Below are 18469 nucleotides of genomic sequence, written 5' to 3'. Positions count from 1 at the left end.
ACCCGCACGCGCGCGTCTATGCTGCGAATATGGCGTCTGCCCGCAAATCCCAGTGGAAGACGTTCCAGCGGTTTGCCGAGAACCTGGTCTTCGATCGGGCCCCGCGGCTGGCCCGGCACGTGCAGAACTCGCAGACGGTGCTGCGAGAACTGCAGCAGGCCGTCAAGATCACCGCGAACGTCATCGCGGCCGCCGCGCCGCAACCGCCGGCCGTCACCGCGGGCCGCCCGGTGACCAGCACGAGCTTCCCCACCGGCCAGCGGGCGCGCAAGCTGGTCTACGCCCCGGACCTCGACGGTCGAGCCGATCCCGGCGAGATCGTGTGGACGTGGGTCGTCTACGAAGACGATCCGACCCGCGGCAAGGACCGGCCGGTGCTCGTCGTTGGGCGGGACCGTCGGGTGTTGCTGGGGTTGATGCTGTCCAGCCAGGAGCGCCACGCCGAGGACCGGGACTGGGTCCGGATCGGCTCCGGGGCGTGGGACTACGAGGGCAGGCACAGCTGGGTCAGGCTGGACCGGGTGCTCGACGTGCCGGAGGAAAGCATTCGCCGCGAGGGCGCGATTCTGGATCGGGAGATCTTCGACCTGGTGGCCGAGCGGTTGCGCGCCGACTACTCGTGGAGCTAGGCGCCTGTCGCGCGGCGCTCAGCCCTGCGTGATGTAGGACTGCAGCTGCTGGTGCTCGGCCTCGAGTTCTTCCATCCGGGTCTTCACCACGTCGCCGATGCTGACGATGCCGATCAGCTTCTTGCCGTCGAGCACCGGGACGTGACGCACCCGGTTCTTGGTCATCAGCACGCTCAGCGAATCCACCGTGTCGGCCTTTGTGCAGGTCGCGACGGTAGCGGTCATGATCTTCGAGATCGGGCGTGACAGCACGCTGGCGCCATGGGTGTGCAGCTGACGCACGACGTCGCGCTCGGAGACGATGCCGACGACGCCCTCGTCGCCTACCACCACCATGGCGCCGATGTTCTGCTCGGCGAGGCCCGCGAGCAGCTCTTTGACCGTCGCCTCGGGATTGATGGTCACCACCGCCGCGCCCTTGTTCCGCAAGACGTCTGCAATCCGCATCAAGGCCTCCAGCTGGTTGTGATCGGCTTCACACCAGGCTACGGCTAACTCGCGCGGCGCAAAAGCCATGGCGAGAACCGGTAGCCGATCCGTGTCCATACCCTGACGTCGGCGTTCGAAACCGGCCCGCGCCGCCGCGCCGGGTCTGATCGCGCGATTGGGCCACTGCGCGGGGCTGGGGCTTGCAAGATAAGGGCCATGATCGAGATCACGCTGCTCGGGACCGGAAGCCCGATCCCCGACCCAAACCGCGCCGGGCCGTCGACTCTGGTGCGGGCCGGCGGGCAGGTATTTCTGGTGGACTGCGGCCGCGGTGTATTGCAGCGCGCGGCGGCGGTCGGCGTGGGCGCGGCGGGATTGTCGGCGCTGCTGATCACCCATCTGCACAGCGACCACATCGGAGACCTCGGTGATCTCCTGATCACCCGCTGGATCAGCACCTTCGCGCCCGATCCGGCGCCGCTGCCGATCATCGGGCCGCCCGGGATAGCGGAGACGGTCGAGGCCACGCTGCACGCGTTCCGCCACGACATCGAGTACCGGCTCGCCCACCACGCCGACCTGAACGCCCCGCCGGCGGTCGAGGTCCACGAATGCACCGACGGGGCGGTGTGGGACCGCGATGGCGTGTCGATCCGCGTCGCGCCGACCGATCACCGGCCGGTGGCGCCAACGATCGGGTTTCGCGTCGACTACGGGACGGCGTCGGTGGTGCTCGCCGGGGACACGGTCCCCTGCGCGGGCCTCGACGAGCTGGCCGCGGGAGCCGGCGCGCTGGTGCACACCGTGATCCGCAAGGACATCGTCGCCAACATCCCGCAACAACGGCTGCAGGACATCTGCGACTACCACTCGTCCGTAGAAGAGGCGGCGGAAACCGCCGCACGCGCGGGGGTCGGCACCCTCGTCATGACGCACTACGTGCCGGCGCTGGTGCCGGGCCAAGAAGAACAGTGGCGGGCGCTGGCGGCATCGCGGTTCGGCGGGCGGATCGAGCTCGGCGACGACCTGCATCGCGTCGAGATCGACTCCCCGTAACTCCTCATTCCCGAATGTCGTTGCGCCGCAACGGCAGCAGCGCCCCGGCCAGCACCAGCCAAGACAGCGCCAGCACCCGCGCGATTGGCAGGATCACGCCCAGATCCGGCCAGATCAACACCCCGAGCGCCGCTTCGGCGAGGGCGGCGGTTACCAGGCCGGCCCAGGCGACCGGCCTCGGGAGCACCCCCAGGTTCAGCGAGGTTGCCGCCATCGCGGCCACCAGCAGACCCAGGGCGACGATATGCCCCGGGCCGCCGACGAGGAACACCAGCAAGTACAGGACCCGGACCAACGGCGCGTCCGCGGCGACTCCGGGCTGCGACAGCGGCCAGGCCAACAATCCGCACAGCCCCAGCGCGCCCGCCGCCAAGATGCCCCCCGTCAGCGCGATCGCGGCTCCCGGCCCGCCCGCCCCGAGGCGCCGCAGCCGCACGCCCACCGTCGCGGCGTAGACGGCCAGGGGGACCGACGACGCGAACGTCGCAACCGCGACGACGCGCCCGGCGACCGGCTGCGCGCGGACGTAGGCCACGACCGCGGCCGCCGGCCCATACGGCAACGGCATCACGCCGCCCAGGCCGACGCCGACGGCGATCCCGCCGAAGAGCAGCGTCACGCACAGCGTCGAAAGCAGCGGCAACGAGAAGCCGGCGGGCCGGCGCGCGCTGTAGTCCATGCGTGCACGCTATGCCCGAACGGCTAAGCCAGCCGGGTGACCTCCACGACGACGTCGAGATCGGTCGCACCCTCTCCGGAGTAGATGCCCTTCAGGGGTGGAACGTCGGTGTAGTCGCGGCCGGCGCCCACGCTGACGTACTGCTCGGAGATCTCGGTCTCGTTGGTCGGGTCGTAGCTCCACCACCCCCCGGTCCACGCCTGAATCCAGGCGTGGCTGCGCCCGTCCACCGTGTCCCCGACGACGGCGTGGCGCTTGGGATGCAGATAACCCGACACGTAATGCGCCGGAATCCCCATGGCGCGCAACAACATCAGCGAAAGGTGCACGAAGTCCTGGCACACACCCTTGCCCGCGTTCAACGCGTCCAGCCCCGACGAGTGCACGCTGGTGGTGCCCGGCAAGTAGTCCAGCTCGCCGCGCACCCAGTGCGCCGCGGCGGCGACGGCCTCGGCGGGCTGGTGCGCCTTGGCGATCTTCTTGGCTATGGAGACAACCTTTTTGCTCGCCGGGGTGTGCGCGGTGGGGCGCAGCAACTCGTCGAACCGATCGATCACCGCCGCGGATCGCAGATCGTCCCAGCCGACGTCGGTCACCGCCGGTTCCGGCTGCTCGGTCTCGACCACCGAGGACGACGTCACGGTGAGATCGGTGTGCGGCGCGTGCAGATCGAACGCCGTCACCGCGGTGCCCCAATAGTCGATGTAGCGGTAGGACCGGGTGGCCGGGATCGTCTCGACGCGATTGAGGATGACGTTCTGCCTGGTGTTCGACCGCGGGGTCAGCCGCGCCTCGTTGTAGGAGGCGGTCACCGCCGACTGGTAGGCGTATCCGGTGGTGTGCACCACCCGCAGCCGCCACATCAGGCGTCCCCCTGCCTGCTGACCAGCCGGCGGTCGGCGGCATCCGACCACGCCACCCACGGAGTGACGTGAAAGTACTGCACGGACAACGCTTCTCCGACGTCGCGACACGTTCGCTGGAGTCCGGCCAAGCGGCTCTCCAGCGACTCCAGCAGCACACCGGGTTGCACGAATTCCAGCTCGCTGCGGGCCTGCCCGAGCAACCGCTGCGCCTCCCCCGTGGCCCCGATGCGGCTCTGGCGGTTGTGCAGCAGTTCGTCGAGGTTGTGTTCGGCCAGCCGCAGCGAATAGAACACCGAACGCGGGAACAGCCGGTCGAGCAGCATGAACTCGACCACGCGGCTGGCGTCGAGCACGCCGCGATAGGTGCGCAGGTAGGTGTCGTGCGCGCCCGCGGAGCGCAGCAACGTCACCCACGCCGGGGAGGAAGCGCTGTCCCCCACCCGCGAAAGCAACAGCCGCACCGTCATGTCGATCCGCTCGATCGCACGGCCCAGCACCATGAAGCGGTACCCGTCGTCGCGTGACAACGTCGAGTCGGCCAGCCCGGCGAACATCGCCGCGCGCCCCTCGATGTAGGACAGGAATTCATGGGGCCCAAGGCGTTTGGCCGCGCGCTCGCGTTCGGCCAGGGCATGATAGGTGCCGTTGAGGCACTCCCAGATCTCGCTGGAGGTGACCTCCCGTGCCGACTTCGCATTTTCCCGCGCCGCCGTGATCGCGTCGACGATCGATGAACCGCCCGAGGCATTGGTGCTGAAGGCCACCAGGTCGGTCAATGACCACACGTCCAGGTCGTGGCTCGGGGGATCGATCCCGAGCACCCGCAGCAGCAGCCGAGACGTCTGGTCCGGGTCGACGCTGGAATCCTCGAGCAGCTGGTGCAGCACCACGTCGAGGATGCGGGCGGTGTCGTCGGCGCGCTCGACATAGCGGCCGATCCAGAACAGCGCCTCGGCGTTGCGGGCCAGCATCAGCGCCTCCTCCGCCGCTGCTGTTGCTGAAGCTGCTGTTCCTGGGGTGATTCCGTGGTCAGCGACTGGGTTTGCGTCAGCCGCGGCGCGCCGTCCACCTCCGGGTCGGGCATCGACTCCGGCAGCGAGCGCACCACTTCCGCGGCGCCGAGCTCGTGGTCGCCGGCCGAGGTCCGCGACGCCAGCACCCAGGTGTCCTTCGAGCCGCCACCCTGGCTGGAGTTGACCACCCGCGAACCCTCGACCAGGGCGACCCGGGTCAGCCCGCCGGGCAGCACCCACACGTCGTCGCCGTCGTTGACCGCGAAAGGCCGCAGGTCGACGTATCGCGGCGCGAGCGTGTTTCCGATCTGCGTCGGCACGGTCGACAGCTCCATCATCGGCTGGGCGATCCAGCTGCGCGGATCGTCGCGAACCTTCTTGGCGACCGTGGCCAACTCCTTGTCGGAGGCTTCCGGCCCGAACACGATGCCGTACCCGCCGGACCCTTCGACCGGCTTGAGCACCAACTCGTCGATCCGGTCCAGCACCTCTTCGCGTTCGTCGTCGAGCCAGCACCGGTAGGTCTCGACGTTGGCCAGCAACGGCTTCTCACCCAGGTAGTACTCGATCATGGTCGGCACATAGGTGTAGACGAGCTTGTCGTCGCCAACACCATTGCCGATGGCGCTGGACACGACGACGTTGCCGGCGCGCGCGGCGTTGACCAGGCCTGCCACGCCCAGCACCGAGTCGGCCCGGAACTGGAGCGGGTCCAGGAAGGCGTCGTCGATGCGCCGGTAGATGACGTCGACCTGCACCTCCCCTTCGGTCGTGCGCATGTACACCTGGTTGTCCCGGCAGAACAGGTCGCGACCTTCCACGAGCTCGACGCCCATCTGGCGGGCCAGCAGCGAGTGCTCGAAGTAGGCCGAGTTGTACACACCAGGGGTCAGCACCACCACCGTGGGGTCGGCCTCGTTGGTGGCCGCGGAATTGCGCAGGGCCCGCAGCAGGTGGGACGCGTAGTCGTCGACCGCACGCACCCGGTGGGTGGCGAACAGATTCGGAAAGACCCGCGCCATGGTCCGCCGGTTCTCCATGACGTACGACACCCCGGAGGGCGAACGCAGGTTGTCCTCGAGGACGCGGAAATTCCCCTTCTCGTCGCGAATCAGGTCGATGCCGGCGACGTGGATGCGCACGCCGTTGGGCGGGACGATGCCCATCGCCTCGCGGTGGAAATGCTCGCAGGAGGTGATCAGGCGGCGCGGGATGATGTCGTCGTTGAGGATCTCCTGGTCGCCGTAGATGTCGTCGAGATACATCTCGAGGGCCTTGACGCGCTGGATGATGCCGCGCTCCAACCGGCTCCATTCGGCGGCCGAGATGACCCGGGGAACCAGGTCGAGCGGAAAAGGCCGCTCCTGGCCCGACAGCGAGAACGTGATGCCCTGATCGATGAACGCGCGGCCCAAGGCGTCGGCGCGCGCCTTGAGCTCCGAGGCGTCCGACGGGGCGAGCTCGGCGTAGATGCCCTTGTAGGGTCCCCGCACGGCGCCATGCGCATCGAACATCTCGTCGAAGGCCATCGCGTACACGTCCGACGACGTGTTGTATCCGCCGAAAATGCGCTCGCTGCGCGCGGCGCGCAAACTCCCCCTGGTTTCCTCAAGCTGACTCGGAAGACTCACGGTGTTAGATGCTGCCTCAAATTGACGTTATGGCAGGCCACGGGTTCCCGTTTTGGGAGAAAACGTAACCGACTGATAACCTGGGCAGTCGCCGTGGTGGTATCCGGCGCCCCAAGCAAACGTCGAATCGCAGAAGGAACTAAAGCGTGGCCAACATCAAGTCGCAGCAGAAGCGCAATCGCACCAACGAGCGCGCTCGACTGCGCAACAAGTCGGTGAAGTCGTCGCTTCGCACCGCCGTCCGCGCGTTCCGCGAGGCCGCCCACGCCGGCGACAAAGAGAAGGCCACGGAGTTGCTCGCGGCGACCACCCGCAAGCTGGACAAAGCGGCCAGCAAGGGCGTGATCCACAAGAATCAGGCGGCCAACAAGAAGTCCGCCCTGGCGCGCGCGCTCAACAAGCTCTGAGCCCCGCTCACCGGGTTCGGTTGGCGGCCAGCTCGGCCACCGTCCTGACCGCCGACTCCAGCGCGTAATCGGCGTCCGCGACGGCACCCTTGACGTTGGCGTTGAGCGTCGCCACCACCTTCATCGCCGCCGCCACGCTGTCACGCGACCAGTACCGTGCCTGCTTCTGGGCCTTTTGCACCCGCCACGGGGGCATGCCCAGCTGGGACGCGAGCCGATAAGGGTCGCCCGACAGCGGCCCGACCCGCCCGATCGTGTGGATGGCTTCGGCCAGCGCGTCGGCCAGCACCACCAGTGGCTCACCGCGCAGCATCGCCCACCGCAGCGCCTCGACGGCGCCCGCGACGTCGCCGGCCACCGCCTTGTCCGCGATGTCGAAGCCCTTCACTTCGGCTTTGCCGCTGTGGTAGCGGCGGACCGCGGCGGCGTCGACGACGCCGCCGGTGTCGGCGACCAACTGCGAACAGGCCGCCGCAAGCTCCCGCACGTCGGAGCCGACCGCGTCCAGCATCGCCGTCACGGTCTCCTCGTCGACCTTCACCCGCAACGCCCGAAACTCCTTGCGGACGAAGTCGACCCGCTCGCTGACCTTCGTGATCCGCGCGCACGGGTGTACGACGGCGCCGAGCGACTGCAACTCACTGGCCAGCGCCTTGGCCCGCCCTCCCCCCGAGTGCACCACCACCAGCATCGTGCCCATCGGAACGTCGGCCGCGGCGGAGGCGATCACCGCAGCCGCCTCCTTGCCCGCTTCCCCGGCCGCCTCCAGGACGACGATCCGCTCGTCGCCGAACAGCGACGGGCTCAGCAGTTCGGCGAGCTCATAGGTGCTGACGTCACCCGCCCGCATGCGGCTGACGGGAACGTCCTCGACGCCGGCCCGCTGGCGGGCCGACCGCAGCACGTCGGCCACCGCCCGCTCGACCAGCAGCTCCTCGTCTCCCAGCACCAGGTGCAACGGCGAATCGTCGCTCACCCCACGATGGTGTCACGACCGACCGACTAGACCGCCCCGGGATCCAGCAGGTCGGACAACCACCAAGCCAGCGCGCAGAGGGCGGCCGCGGCGCCGAGCCAGCGCCTTCCGCGCCGCCGCGCGACCACCACGACGATCAGCACGGTCACCGCGGCGACGAGCAGCACCCCGGGCATACCGGACGGCACGGGCACCGTCGCCGCGGGCGCGCCGGCCGACCAACGGGCCACCCGCACCACCCACCACAGCTCGGGGCCGGTGAAGCGGATCAGCAAATGGGCGCCCGCGGCCCATGCCACGCTCAACACGGCGGCGGCGCTGCCCAGCACCGTGATCGGCGCAATGACGGGTGCCGCCGCCAGGTTGGCGGCCATCGCCACCAGGCTGACCCGCCCGGAGATGCCGGCCACCAACGGGGCGGTCACCATGTGTGCGGCCGCCGCGATCGACAGCGCGTCGGCCAGCGGTTTGGGGCATCCCCTGCCCGCAAGGCGCCGCGACCAGCCCGGCGCGATGACGACCAACGCGGCGGTCGCGGCCACCGACAGCGCGAAGCCCACGTCGACGGCCAGTTGTGGGGCCAACGCGAGCAGGCCCAGCACCGTGGCGCATAACGCCGGAATGGCTTGGCGGTGCCGCGAAGTCAGGACCCCGGCCAGCGCGATGGCGCCCATCACGGCCGCCCGCAGCACGCTCGCCGTCGGCTGCACGACGACGACAAACGCGACCAGGGCCAGCCCGGCCAGGACGACGGCCGCCCGCGGTCCGACCACGCGCGCCGAGAACAGCACGGCCCCGCAGACGATGGTCACGTTGGCGCCCGACACCGCCATCAGGTGCGTCATGCCCGCCGCCCGAAAGTCGCGGTCCGTCTCGGCGGTGACCGCCGAGGTGTCACCCAGGACGAGGGCCGGCAGCATCGCCGCCTGCTCGGCGGGCAGCGTGCCGCGCACCGCGGCGGCGAACCGACCGCGCACGGTGTGGGCCGCCCGCTGCACGGCGCCCGCGGTGCCCATGGTCGGGCGGCCCGAGGCGTTGAGCACCGCGACGGTGAGGTCGCGGCGGGTCGGGTGTCCGATCCGCGCCGTGAACCGCACCGGCCGGCCCACCATCAGCCCATCGCCGTCGGATTCGAAGTCCGGGGCGCGCGCGAAGACGACGACCCGGCCCGAGATCTGTTCGTCGCGCAGGCGCTGCATCGTGGCCCGGAACATGAGCCGCCCGCGGCCCAACGACACCGGGCTTTCGCTAGGGGTGACCGTCACCGGGGCGGCGGTCCCGAACGCGGCCGTGATCGGGTGACGCTCTACCGCTTCGGCGCGTAACGCCACCGCCAAGCCGAATCCCGCACCGGTGACGCCGACCGCGGACAGGCCGACGGCGACGGCCCGCAGCCGACCGGTTCCGTCCGATCGAGCCACGGCGCTCCAGGCCAGCAGGCCGGAGACGGCGGCCAACACCACACAGCACGCCGCCACCGGCCTGCCGATCGGCCACCAGATGCCGGCGGCGGTCACCACCCAGCAGGTGAGCGCGGCCGGTACCAGGCGTGCATCGAGGCGCGCCGCGGCCGATTCGCCGGGGCACGGCTGGTCGTGGTTGTCAGACACGGACCAGGGCGCGCAGCTTCTCCAGGCGCGCCGGGCCGATGCCGTCGACGTCGGCGAGCTGGTCGACGCTGGTGAATTTGCCGTTCGCCTGCCGCCAGGCGACGATCGCCGCGGCGGTGACCGGTCCGACGCCGGGCAGCGTGTCCAAATCCTCCGCGGTCGCGGTGTTGAGGTCGAGCACCGCATCCGCCTTCGGCTTCACCGAACCCGTCCCGGGCCGCGGCGGCTTCGACGTCGGTGTCGAACCGGCAGCCACCGAGCTGCCCAACGCCGTCGGCTGCCCGGGGCCGGGGGCCAGCCCGACGACGATCTGCTCGCCGTCGCCGAGCGGGCGCGCCATGTTCAACCCGACGGTGTCCGCGCCGTTCACCGCGCCGCCCGCCGCCTGCAGCGCGTCCGCGACCCGCGCGCCGGGCGCCAGGGTGACCAACCCGGGGCTGTGCACCAGGCCCACCACGCTCACCACCACGGGCCGGTCGGGCCCGGGGGTCTCCGACGGCTTTGGACCGGCCGTCGACCCCTTCTCCACCGGCGGCAGCTTCGCCGACATCACCGGCGCCGGCCGGTCGTGAAGCAGCGTGAACACCGTCACCAGGACGGCCAGCGCGGCCACGATCGCCAATCCGATGGCGCCGGTCCGCCCCGGGTCGGCGCGCAGCCTGGCCATCCAGCCTCGATCCGGGGACGCGTCCGGCAGCCAACGTGGCAGCAGCGAATTCTGGTCCTCGTCCGCCGCCGGTGACATCGACTCCGCGCCGTCGGGCTCGGCGTCCGGTTCGGCACCGAGTCGCCGCTGGAGGCGCTCGGCGGGAAGTTCTGTCCGCATGCGCCGACCGTAGGTGCGGCGACCGCCAGCTGGGCCCCGCCGGGCGGCGCCGCGACCGGCAACTGTGGACTAAACCGAGGCTGTGCACAACCGCTCTACGCGATGGGTCAATATGGAACCAAGAACGCATCGCCAGAACCGGGCATCCATCCGACGCTGGTGGCCACGTTCACCCCCGACGACAGGAGGCCGCCGTGCAACTGGCGCTCACACCGGAGGAAGCCGCGTTCCGCGACGAACTCCGCACGATCTACACCACGAAGATCCCGGAAGAACTGCGCGAGCGGGTGCGCAAGGGCTCGGCAGAGGTGAACCACGACGACATCGTCACCAGCCACAAGATTCTGCACGAGCACGGCCTTGCGGTGCCGAACTGGCCGGTCGAGTGGGGCGGCAAGGACTGGACACCCACCCAGCACCAGATCTGGGCCGACGAGATGCAGCTGGCGTGCGTCCCCGAGCCGCTCAACTTCAACACCAAGATGGTCGGTCCGGTGATCGCCGAATTCGGTTCGGAGGAAGTCAAACAGCGCTTCCTGCCGCCGACGGCGAGCCTCGACATCTGGTGGTGCCAGGGCTTCTCCGAGCCGGAGGCGGGTTCGGACCTGGCGTCGCTGCGCACCACCGCGGTGCGGGACGGCGACAGCTACGTCGTCAACGGCCAGAAGACCTGGACCACGCTGGGCCAGTACGCGGACTGGATCTTCTGTTTGGTGCGCACCGACCCGCAGGCGCCCAAGCGTCAGGCCGGCATCTCGTTCCTGCTGTTCGACATGAAGACGCCGGGCGTCACACTGCGGCCCATCAAGACGATCGACGGCGGCCACGAGGTCAACGAGATCTTCTTCGAAGACGTCCGAGTGCCCGCGAATCAGCTTGTTGGAGAAGAGAATAAGGGCTGGACGTACGCGAAGTTCCTGCTGGGCAACGAGCGCACCGGCATCGCGGGCGTGGGCCGGACAAAGGTGCGCCTCGCCGAGGTGAAGAAACACGCCGCCGCCACCGGGGTGCTCGAAGATCCCCTGTTCGCCGCGCGGCTGGCCGAAGCCGAAAACGAGCTGCTGGCACTGGAACTCACGCAGTCGCGGGTGGTCACCGACTCCGCGAACGGACAGCCCAACCCGGCGTCGTCGGTGCTCAAGCTGCGCGGCAGCCAGCTGCAACAGGTGGCCACCGAACTGCTCGTCGAGGTGGCCGGCCCCGACGCGTTGCCGGCCGACGGCGAGGACATCTCGTCGCCGTCCTGGGCACAGCACAGCGCGCCGCACTACCTCAACTACCGCAAGACGTCGATCTACGGCGGCAGCAACGAAGTGCAACGCAACATCATCGCGTCCACCATCCTGGGATTGTGAGGCAGCCATGGACTTTCAGCTGAGCGACGAGCAAGGCCTGCTCCGCGACACGACGCGCGAACTGCTGGCGCGCACCTACGACCCGGAAAGCCGCAACAAGATCATCGACTCCGATCTCGGGTGGAGCCGCGAGGTGTGGAGTCAGCTCGCCGACACCGGCATCCTCGGCCTCGGCTTCGACCCCGACGAGTCGGGCCAGATCGAGATCGCGGTCGTGCTCACCGAAATCGGGCGCCGACTCGCCCCGGAACCGGTCCTGCATGCCGCGCTCGGGCCCGGCGCGCTGATCGCCGAGTTGGGCAGCGAGGAGCAGAAGCAACTGCTCGACGAGGTCGCGGGCGGACAGCGGTTGCTGGCGTTCGCCCACCTGGAACCGGGCCAGCGCAAACCGTCCGCCGACGTGGCCACCAAGGCTGCGCGCCAAGGCGATTCGTGGACACTGAGCGGACGGAAGAACCCGGTGCTGGCCGGCGACTCCGCCGACACCCTGGTGGTCAGCGCCGCCCTGCCGGACGGCGGCACCGGGCTGTTCCTGGTCGACGCGGCGACGGTCACCAGGCATCCGTACCCGACATTCGACGGACAACGCGGCGCCCAGATCGATCTGGACTCCACTCCGGCCGAACCCCTGGGGGAAGCGGCGGACGCGGCGCAGGCCATCCGCGGTGCCGTCATCCGCATCCAGTCGGGGCTGTGCGCCGAAGCGGTCGGAGCGATGGAGGAAGCGCTGCGACTCACGACCGATTACCTGAAGACCCGCAAGCAGTTCGGGGTCACGCTCAACAAATTCCAGGCGCTCACCCAGCGGGCCGCCGACATGTACGTCTCGCTGGAACTGGCCCGCAGCATGAGCCTCTACGCGTCGATGTCGATCGCCGACGGCAACCTGGACCCGGTGATCGCCTCGCGCGCCAAGTTGCAGATCGGCCGCGCGGGCCGGCACATCGCGCAGGAATCGATCCAGCTGCACGGCGGAATCGGCGTGACCGCCGAATATCCGGTGGCCCACTATGCGGCCCGGCTCACCGCGATCGAGCACACCCTGGGCACCTCCGGCGAACACCTGCACACTCTGATCGACCACATCGGCGACTACGACTTGGTCCGGCTCTAGCCGATGACAGAGCTGTCCGACAGGGTTGTCTCCTTCCTGTCAGCCGGCACCCGCACCGGGATGCTGGGGTACGTCACCGCCGACGGCCGGCCGCTGGTGACGCCGGTGTGGTTCGTCGTCGACGATGGGCAGCTGGCGTTCACCACGGGCCGTGACACGTCGAAAGGCCGTGCCCTGGCGCGTGATCCACGAACGGTGATCTGCGTCGACGATCCTCATCCGCCGTATTCGTTCGTTCAGGTGCAGGGCGTCGCGGCGGTCGGTGACGACCCGGCCGACGTGTTGGACATCGCCACCAGGACCGGCGCGCGGTACATGGGCGCCGATCGCGCCGAGGAATTCGGCCGCCGCAACGCCGTTTCCGGCGAGCTCGTGGTGCGGCTGCGTCCCACCAAGGTGATCGCCGGCTTCGATATCAGCGACTGAGTTTCCACCCGTCAAAGGAGACGCGATGAGCAAGCCACCGACCGACCGTCCGCTCAAGGTGATCCAGTGGACCACCGGGAACATCGGGCGGCGTTCCCTGCACGCCATCATCGGCAGGCCGGACATGGAGCTGGTCGGGGTGTACGCGCACGGGGCGGACAAGGTCGGCATGGATGCCGCCGAACTTGCCGGCTGGCCGGAACCGACGGGCGTGCAAGCGACCAACGACATCGACGCGCTACTCGCCCTGGGCGCCAATGCCTGTTGCTATAACCCGTTGTGGCCCAACGTCGATGAACTGGTCCGGTTGCTGGAATCCGGCGTCAACGTGTGCTCCAGCGCGGCGTGGATCACCGGGGGCAAGCAGACGCCCGAGGACCGCGAGCGCATCGCCGACGCCTGCAAGCGGGGCGGTTCGACCATCTTCGGCAGCGGCGCCCACCCGGGCATGACCAACATGGTGGGCATGGTCCTGTCCGGCGCCTGCGAACGCGTCGACGAGATCCGCATCACCGAGTCGGTGGACTGCTCGACCTACGAATCGGCGGAAACCCAGACGGCGATGGGCTTCTCGCAGGACCCCGATACTCCTGGGCTGGCCGAAAGCGTGCGGCGCGAAAGCGAGGTCTTCGCCGAATCGGCCGCCATGATGGCCGACGCGATCGGGGCGAAGCTGGACCGGATGACGTTCGACGTCACCTTCACCGCCGCCACCGGCGATTCCGATCTGGGCTTCATGACGATTCCCGCGGGAACGGTGGGCGGGGTTTATGGCTACCACCGCGGCTGGGAGGGCGACCGCAACGTGGTCAGTGTCGGGTTCAACTGGACCATGGGCGATCACGTGGTGCCGCCCAAACCGCTGGAGCACGGCCACGTCATCCAGGTGTACGGGCTGCCCAACATGCGCACCGTCCTGCATTGCCTGCCACCCAAGGATTGGACTGAGCCGGGGTTCATGGGATTGGGAATGATCTACACGGCCATGCCCGTCACGAACGCGGTCCCGGCCGTGGTGGCCGCCGGGCCCGGGATCGTCACGCTGGCCGATCTGCCCCCGGTCACCGGCCGCGTGGCCCGCTAGGCCCGACCCCATATGCAGTTCGCCACATCGAAGGCCCCCGGAGGAACGCTTGCGTGCACTAAGGTTTAGAGTGCTTAGCTGAGCAAATAGTCGAGAAGACAGCGATGTCGTCGACGACGTTGGTGAGCTTTGCGGCAATGCCCGGACGGCGGGTGAGCGGAAGGCGGTCAGGTGGTGGCTGGTCACGACTCGGGTCCACGTACCGGCACCATGACCCGTGTGCTCAAGCGGGCGTGGATACCACTGTTGTTGGTGGTCGTGCTGGCCGTTTCGGCGTTGATCGTGTCACGGCTCCACAGGATCTTCGGCTCTCAAGACCTCAACGCGAACGCCGGCAAGGGGATCGAAATCGTGCAGTTCAATCCGAAGGTCGTCGTCTACGACATCACCGGCCCGCCCGGGGCCACCGCCAACATCAACTACTGGGACGAGAACGCCAACACCCACCAGGTGAACGCGGCACCGCTGCCGTGGTCGACCACCATCTCGACGACCTTGCCATCGGTCAGCGCCAACATCATGGCGCAGAGCGACAGCGGTGAAATCAGCTGCAAGATCACCGTGGACGGCGTCGTGCGCGAACAGCGGAGTTCCGACGGGCACAACGCGCAGACCTTCTGCCTGGTGAAGTCCGCATGAGCAACACGAGCAACGAGACCCAACGTGACCTGAGCGCGGCCGACACCGGCCCGATCAGCGCCAAGGGCCTGTCCAAGGCCGAGCGGGGCCACCGCCCGTACCTGCCGCACGCGATCCGCATCTTCGCGGTGCCGATCATTTTGGTCTGGCTGTTCGTGACGGTCTTGGTGAACGTCATCGTCCCGACGCTGGAGAAAGTCGGTGAGGCGCACTCGGCGCCGATGACCCCGCTGGACGCGCCGTCGATGAAGGCGATGATGCGCCTCGGCCACAATTTCCACGAATTCGACTCCAACAGCACGGTGATGATCGTGTTGGAGGGCCAGCAACCGCTCGGCCCCGACGCGCACCAGTACTACGACAAGCTGATTCGGCAACTCCGCCAGGACCCCAAGCACATTCAGCACATCCAGGACTTCTGGGGCGACCGACTGACGGCCGCGGGTGCGCAGAGCGCCGACGCCAAGAGCGCCTATGTGCAGGTGAACCTCGCCGGTAACCAGGGCACGACGCTGGCCAACGAGTCCGTGGACTCCGTCCGCAAGGTGATCGAGGAGAACAAGGCGCCACCCGGCGTGAAGGCCTACGTCACCGGTCCCGCCGCCCTGTCCGACGATATGCACATCATCGGTAACGCCAGCCTGGCCAAGATCACGCTGTTCACCCTGGGCGCCATCGCGATCATGTTGCTGCTGGTCTACCGGTCCATCGTCACCACGCTGGTGCAGCTGTTCATGACCTTTGTCGCGCTGGCATGTTCGCGCGGGGTCGTCGCGGTTCTCGCGTACCACAACGCATTCGGGCTCACCACCTTCGCCGCCAACATCCTCACCATGCTGGCGATCGCCGCGGGGACGGACTACGGCATCTTCCTGATCGGCCGCTACCAGGAGGCGTTGGCCGCGGGCGAGGACCGAGAAACCGCGTACTACACCACATTCAAGGGTGTCGCCCCGGTCGTGTTGGGGTCGGGCCTGACGATTGCGGGTGCGACGTATTGCCTCAGTTTCTCGCGGCTGCCGTGGTTCAACACCATGGGGGCGCCGGTGGCGATCGGCATGATCGTCGTCGTGCTGGCGGGCGTCACGTTGGGGCCCGCGGTGGTCTTCGTCGGCAGCCGCTTCCACTTGTTCGAGAGGCAGGCCAAGCGTGGCCGGCTGTGGCGCCGGGTGGGCACCGCCGTAGTGCGTTGGCCCGCACCGGTTTTGGCCGTGAGCGCCGCGGTCGTGCTGGTCGGCATGATCGCGCTACCCAGCTTCCACACGAGCTACAACGACCGCCATTACCTGCCCCTGTCGGCCCCGTCCAATCAGGGACAGGAGGCCGCGAACCGGCACTTCTCCGAGGCACGGATGAACCCCGACCTGCTGATGGTCGAGTCCGATCATGACATGCGAAACCCGGCCGACATGCTGGTGCTGGACCGGGTGGCCAAGAACGAGATGCGCACGCTGGGCATCGCGATGGTCCAGGACATCACCCGGCCGCTGGGCATTCCGATCCAGCACAGCTCGATACCGTTTCAGAACAGCGTCCAGAGTCAGACGACGATGCAGAACATGAGCTTCCTCAAGGAACGCATCGCCGACATCCTCCGGATGGCCGACGACCTGCAGACCCAAATCGAGACCACGCAACGCCAATACGAGGTGTCGCTGGACCTGGCCAACGCCGCCGACGACAGCGCCAAGACCACCGCGGTGACGTCGCAGATCACCGACACCCTGCGCGACCACATCGCGGATTTCGACGACACCTTCCGGCCGATCCGCAGCGTCTTCTACTGGGAGCGGCACTGCTACGACATTCCCGTGTGCATCGGGCTGCGGTCCCTGTTCGACACGTTCGACGGGTTCGATCAGCTCGCCGAGCAGTTCCACTACCTGACCACCGACATCGAGCACACCGCCAAAGCCTCACGCGACCTGACCGCGCTGTTTCCCACGCTGATCACCACGCTGAAAACCACCAGGGGCATCACGCTCACCCTGTATCAGACGTTCAAGGCGATGATCGACCAGATGGAGGCGATGAGCAACACCGCGATCGTGATGGGCCAAAGCTTCGACGCGTCGAAGAACGACGACTTCTTCTACCTGCCGCCCGAGGCGTTCGACAACCCGGACTTCCAGACCGGCCTTCGAATGTTCTTGTCGCCGGACGGTAAATCGGCGCGGTTCTTCATCACGCATCAGGGCGATCCGATGTCGCCGGAGGGCATCGCGCAAGTCGACGCCGAACGCACCGCCGCGCAGGAGGGTCTCAAGCAATCGTCGCTGTCCGACGCCCGGGTCTATCTGGGCGGGACCGCCGCAACGTTCAAGGACATGGCCGACGGCGAGAAGTACGACCTGATGATCGCCGTGGTGTCCGCCCTGACGCTGATCTTCATGATCATGCTGCTGCTCACCCGGAGCGTGGTTGCGGCGTTGGTGATCGTCGGCACCGCGGCCAGCTCGATCGCGGCGTCGTTCGGCCTGTCCGTGCTGATTTGGCAGGACCTGTTCGGCATCAGGATCCACTGGATCGTGATGGCGCTGTCCGTGATCATCCTGCTGGCCGTCGGATCCGACTACAACCTGTTGCTGGTCTCCCGGTTCAAAGAGGAGATCCATGCCGGCCTCAAGACGGGAATCATCCGGTCGATGGCGGGTACCGGCGGGGTGGTGACCGCGGCCGGTCTGGTGTTTGCGTTCACCATGGCGGCCATGTTGGGCAGCGACTTGCGGGTGCTGGGGCAGTTCGGTTCGACGGTGTGCATCGGTCTGTTGCTCGACACGCTCGTCGTGCGCACGCTGCTGATGCCGTCGATTGCGACGCTGCTGGGCCGTTGGTTCTGGTGGCCGCAGGTGGTGCATCCGCGGGGTGACAACGCCCGGCGACCGGTGCCCGCCGCCGTTTAGGGCTGCACGACAACCGCGACGGCTCCGGCGCCGACGTGCAGCGCGAGCACCGGCCCCAACGGGGTGATGATCGCCGGCTCACAGGCCGGCAGCCGCCGCGCCAGCGTCGCCGCCACGTCCTTGGCGCCGTCCGGGTTGGCGACGTGATGCACCGCCAGGGCGGCGGAACCGTCGCCGACGACCTCGCAAACCCGGTCGATCATCGCCTCCGTCGCGTGGGTGACGGTGCGTACCCGTTGCGCCAGAACGAGTTTCCCGTCGTCGATGCGCAGCAGCGGCTTGAGCGCCAGCGCGGTGCCCAGCCACGCCTTCGCCCCGCCGATCCGCCCGCTGCGCCGCAGGTTGTCCAGTCGATGCACCACCATGAACGCATGGGTCCGCCGTGCGGCCGCATTCGCCGCCTCGGTGACGGCGTCGAGGTCACCGCCCGCGGCCGCGACCCGCGCGGCCGCCAACGCGACGAAGCCGGTGCCCATCGCGGTCGACTTCGAGTCGACGACCCGCACGTGCGGGTCCAGGTCGGCGGCCGTCCGTTGCGCGGCACCGCAGGTCCCCGACAACGCGGACGAGATGTGCACCGCCACCACGCCGTCTCCGCCGCTGTCGGCCAACGCTTGCTGATACGCGTCGGCCAGTTCGGCGGGTGTGGCCGCTGCGGTGGTCGCGTGGCGCTGGTAGACGTCTTCGGGGATCTCGTCGACACCGTCACGCAGATCGACGCCGTCGAGCAGAATGTGCAACGGGACGACGCGTATCGCCCATTCGTCCAGCAGCTCGGCGGGCAAGCGCGCCGACGCGTCGGTTACCACAACGACAGTCACGGGGA

At 68.5% G+C, this 18469-nt stretch carries 18 protein-coding genes; 9 read left to right on the top strand and 9 right to left on the bottom strand.

Annotated features, from left to right (window positions below; genetic code table 11):
* Positions 1-29 precede the first annotated feature (29 nt).
* The gene (locus A5691_RS23105) at positions 30-629 is read left to right on the top strand and encodes a type II toxin-antitoxin system PemK/MazF family toxin (RefSeq protein ID WP_067890785.1); all 600 of its coding nucleotides are present in this window, start codon (positions 30-32) and stop codon (positions 627-629) included.
* Between the two features lie 18 nt (positions 630-647).
* Here the strand turns inward: A5691_RS23105 and A5691_RS23100 are convergent, their stop codons facing one another.
* Complete coding sequence (locus A5691_RS23100; RefSeq protein ID WP_067747652.1) at positions 648-1076, bottom strand: CBS domain-containing protein; 429 nt, start codon at positions 1074-1076, stop codon at positions 648-650.
* Between the two features lie 198 nt (positions 1077-1274).
* Between A5691_RS23100 and A5691_RS23095 the strand changes: the two genes are divergently transcribed.
* The gene (locus A5691_RS23095; protein WP_067890783.1) at positions 1275-2114 is read left to right on the top strand and encodes a ribonuclease Z; all 840 of its coding nucleotides are present in this window, start codon (positions 1275-1277) and stop codon (positions 2112-2114) included.
* 4 nt (positions 2115-2118) lie between these two features.
* On the opposite strand, the gene A5691_RS23090 is transcribed toward A5691_RS23095, so the two are convergent.
* The 4 genes from A5691_RS23090 to A5691_RS23075 form a co-directional block, all read right to left on the bottom strand.
* Positions 2119-2694, bottom strand: a complete 576-nt coding sequence (locus A5691_RS23090) for a hypothetical protein (RefSeq protein WP_156675743.1) — start codon at positions 2692-2694, stop codon at positions 2119-2121.
* 122 nt (positions 2695-2816) lie between these two features.
* Entirely contained in the window at positions 2817-3656 is an 840-nt protein-coding gene (locus A5691_RS23085; protein WP_067756731.1) for a transglutaminase family protein, read from the bottom strand.
* Entirely contained in the window at positions 3656-4630 is a 975-nt protein-coding gene (locus A5691_RS23080; protein ID WP_067756734.1) for an alpha-E domain-containing protein, read from the bottom strand. The genes A5691_RS23085 and A5691_RS23080 overlap by 1 nt, the downstream gene beginning before the upstream one ends.
* Positions 4630-6303, bottom strand: coding sequence for a circularly permuted type 2 ATP-grasp protein (locus tag A5691_RS23075; protein WP_068019076.1), 1674 nt, complete (start codon positions 6301-6303; stop codon positions 4630-4632). The genes A5691_RS23080 and A5691_RS23075 overlap by 1 nt, the downstream gene beginning before the upstream one ends.
* A gap of 146 nt (positions 6304-6449) precedes the next feature.
* Here A5691_RS23075 and rpsT point away from each other — a divergent pair, with 146 nt between their 5' ends.
* Complete coding sequence (gene rpsT, locus A5691_RS23070; protein ID WP_067756740.1) at positions 6450-6710, top strand: 30S ribosomal protein S20; 261 nt, start codon at positions 6450-6452, stop codon at positions 6708-6710.
* Between the two features lie 7 nt (positions 6711-6717).
* On the opposite strand, the gene holA is transcribed toward rpsT, so the two are convergent.
* From holA to A5691_RS23055, 3 genes are read right to left on the bottom strand one after another with little or no spacing between them, the layout of a single operon-like run.
* Complete coding sequence (gene holA, locus A5691_RS23065; RefSeq protein WP_156734813.1) at positions 6718-7668, bottom strand: DNA polymerase III subunit delta; 951 nt, start codon at positions 7666-7668, stop codon at positions 6718-6720.
* 44 nt (positions 7669-7712) lie between these two features.
* The gene (locus A5691_RS23060) at positions 7713-9296 is read right to left on the bottom strand and encodes a ComEC/Rec2 family competence protein (RefSeq protein WP_068019081.1); all 1584 of its coding nucleotides are present in this window, start codon (positions 9294-9296) and stop codon (positions 7713-7715) included.
* Entirely contained in the window at positions 9289-10122 is an 834-nt protein-coding gene (locus A5691_RS23055) for a ComEA family DNA-binding protein (protein WP_068019083.1), read from the bottom strand. Before A5691_RS23055 ends, A5691_RS23060 begins: the two co-directional genes overlap by 8 nt.
* A 194-nt stretch (positions 10123-10316) precedes the next feature.
* Here A5691_RS23055 and A5691_RS23050 point away from each other — a divergent pair, with 194 nt between their 5' ends.
* The 6 genes from A5691_RS23050 to A5691_RS23025 all read left to right on the top strand — a co-directional run bounded on the left by A5691_RS23050 (position 10317) and on the right by A5691_RS23025 (position 17643).
* On the top strand, positions 10317-11477 hold the full coding sequence (locus A5691_RS23050) for an acyl-CoA dehydrogenase family protein (protein WP_067752544.1): 1161 nt from the start codon (positions 10317-10319) through the stop codon (positions 11475-11477).
* Between the two features lie 7 nt (positions 11478-11484).
* Positions 11485-12591 (top strand): acyl-CoA dehydrogenase family protein, encoded by a 1107-nt coding sequence (locus A5691_RS23045; RefSeq protein ID WP_067752536.1) that lies wholly within the window; start codon positions 11485-11487, stop codon positions 12589-12591.
* Positions 12592-12594: 3 nt separating this feature from the next.
* Complete coding sequence (locus A5691_RS23040) at positions 12595-13017, top strand: PPOX class F420-dependent oxidoreductase (protein WP_067752535.1); 423 nt, start codon at positions 12595-12597, stop codon at positions 13015-13017.
* 25 nt (positions 13018-13042) lie between these two features.
* Positions 13043-14101 carry a dihydrodipicolinate reductase gene (locus A5691_RS23035; RefSeq protein ID WP_068019086.1) on the top strand — a complete coding sequence of 353 codons (1059 nt, stop codon included), beginning with the start codon at positions 13043-13045 and terminating at the stop codon, positions 14099-14101.
* A gap of 210 nt (positions 14102-14311) precedes the next feature.
* Positions 14312-14740: an MmpS family transport accessory protein gene (locus A5691_RS23030; RefSeq protein ID WP_067752531.1), complete on the top strand. Its 429-nt coding sequence runs from the start codon at positions 14312-14314 to the stop codon at positions 14738-14740.
* Positions 14737-17643 (top strand): RND family transporter, encoded by a 2907-nt coding sequence (locus A5691_RS23025; RefSeq protein WP_068019089.1) that lies wholly within the window; start codon positions 14737-14739, stop codon positions 17641-17643. The genes A5691_RS23030 and A5691_RS23025 overlap by 4 nt, the downstream gene beginning before the upstream one ends.
* Here A5691_RS23025 and A5691_RS23020 read toward each other — a convergent pair.
* Positions 17640-18464, bottom strand: a complete 825-nt coding sequence (locus tag A5691_RS23020; RefSeq protein WP_068019092.1) for a DegV family protein — start codon at positions 18462-18464, stop codon at positions 17640-17642. The two genes, A5691_RS23025 and A5691_RS23020, sit on opposite strands and share 4 nt — an antisense overlap.
* Positions 18465-18469: the final 5 nt, after the last annotated feature.

It is taken from the genome of Mycobacterium sp. E183 (assembly GCF_001667735.1).
Taxonomy (GTDB): Bacteria; Actinomycetota; Actinomycetes; order Mycobacteriales; family Mycobacteriaceae; genus Mycobacterium.
Note: the sequence above shows the minus strand (reverse complement) of the source record. Positions and strands in the feature narration are given on the sequence as shown.

What these genes read in the sequence shown, in the direction of transcription:
- A5691_RS23105 (WP_067890785.1), top strand. Translation starts at nt 30, where the DNA reads ATGGCGTCTGCCCGCAAATCCCAGTGGAAGACGTTCCAGCGGTTTGCC.
- A5691_RS23100 (WP_067747652.1), bottom strand. Translation starts at nt 1,076, where the DNA reads ATGCGGATTGCAGACGTCTTGCGGAACAAGGGCGCGGCGGTGGTGACC.
- A5691_RS23095 (WP_067890783.1), top strand. Translation starts at nt 1,275, where the DNA reads ATGATCGAGATCACGCTGCTCGGGACCGGAAGCCCGATCCCCGACCCA.
- A5691_RS23085 (WP_067756731.1), bottom strand. Translation starts at nt 3,656, where the DNA reads ATGTGGCGGCTGCGGGTGGTGCACACCACCGGATACGCCTACCAGTCG.
- A5691_RS23080 (WP_067756734.1), bottom strand. Translation starts at nt 4,630, where the DNA reads ATGCTGGCCCGCAACGCCGAGGCGCTGTTCTGGATCGGCCGCTATGTC.
- A5691_RS23055 (WP_068019083.1), bottom strand. Translation starts at nt 10,122, where the DNA reads ATGCGGACAGAACTTCCCGCCGAGCGCCTCCAGCGGCGACTCGGTGCC.
- A5691_RS23045 (WP_067752536.1), top strand. Translation starts at nt 11,485, where the DNA reads ATGGACTTTCAGCTGAGCGACGAGCAAGGCCTGCTCCGCGACACGACG.
- A5691_RS23040 (WP_067752535.1), top strand. Translation starts at nt 12,595, where the DNA reads ATGACAGAGCTGTCCGACAGGGTTGTCTCCTTCCTGTCAGCCGGCACC.
- A5691_RS23035 (WP_068019086.1), top strand. Translation starts at nt 13,043, where the DNA reads ATGAGCAAGCCACCGACCGACCGTCCGCTCAAGGTGATCCAGTGGACC.
- A5691_RS23030 (WP_067752531.1), top strand. Translation starts at nt 14,312, where the DNA reads ATGACCCGTGTGCTCAAGCGGGCGTGGATACCACTGTTGTTGGTGGTC.
- A5691_RS23025 (WP_068019089.1), top strand. Translation starts at nt 14,737, where the DNA reads ATGAGCAACACGAGCAACGAGACCCAACGTGACCTGAGCGCGGCCGAC.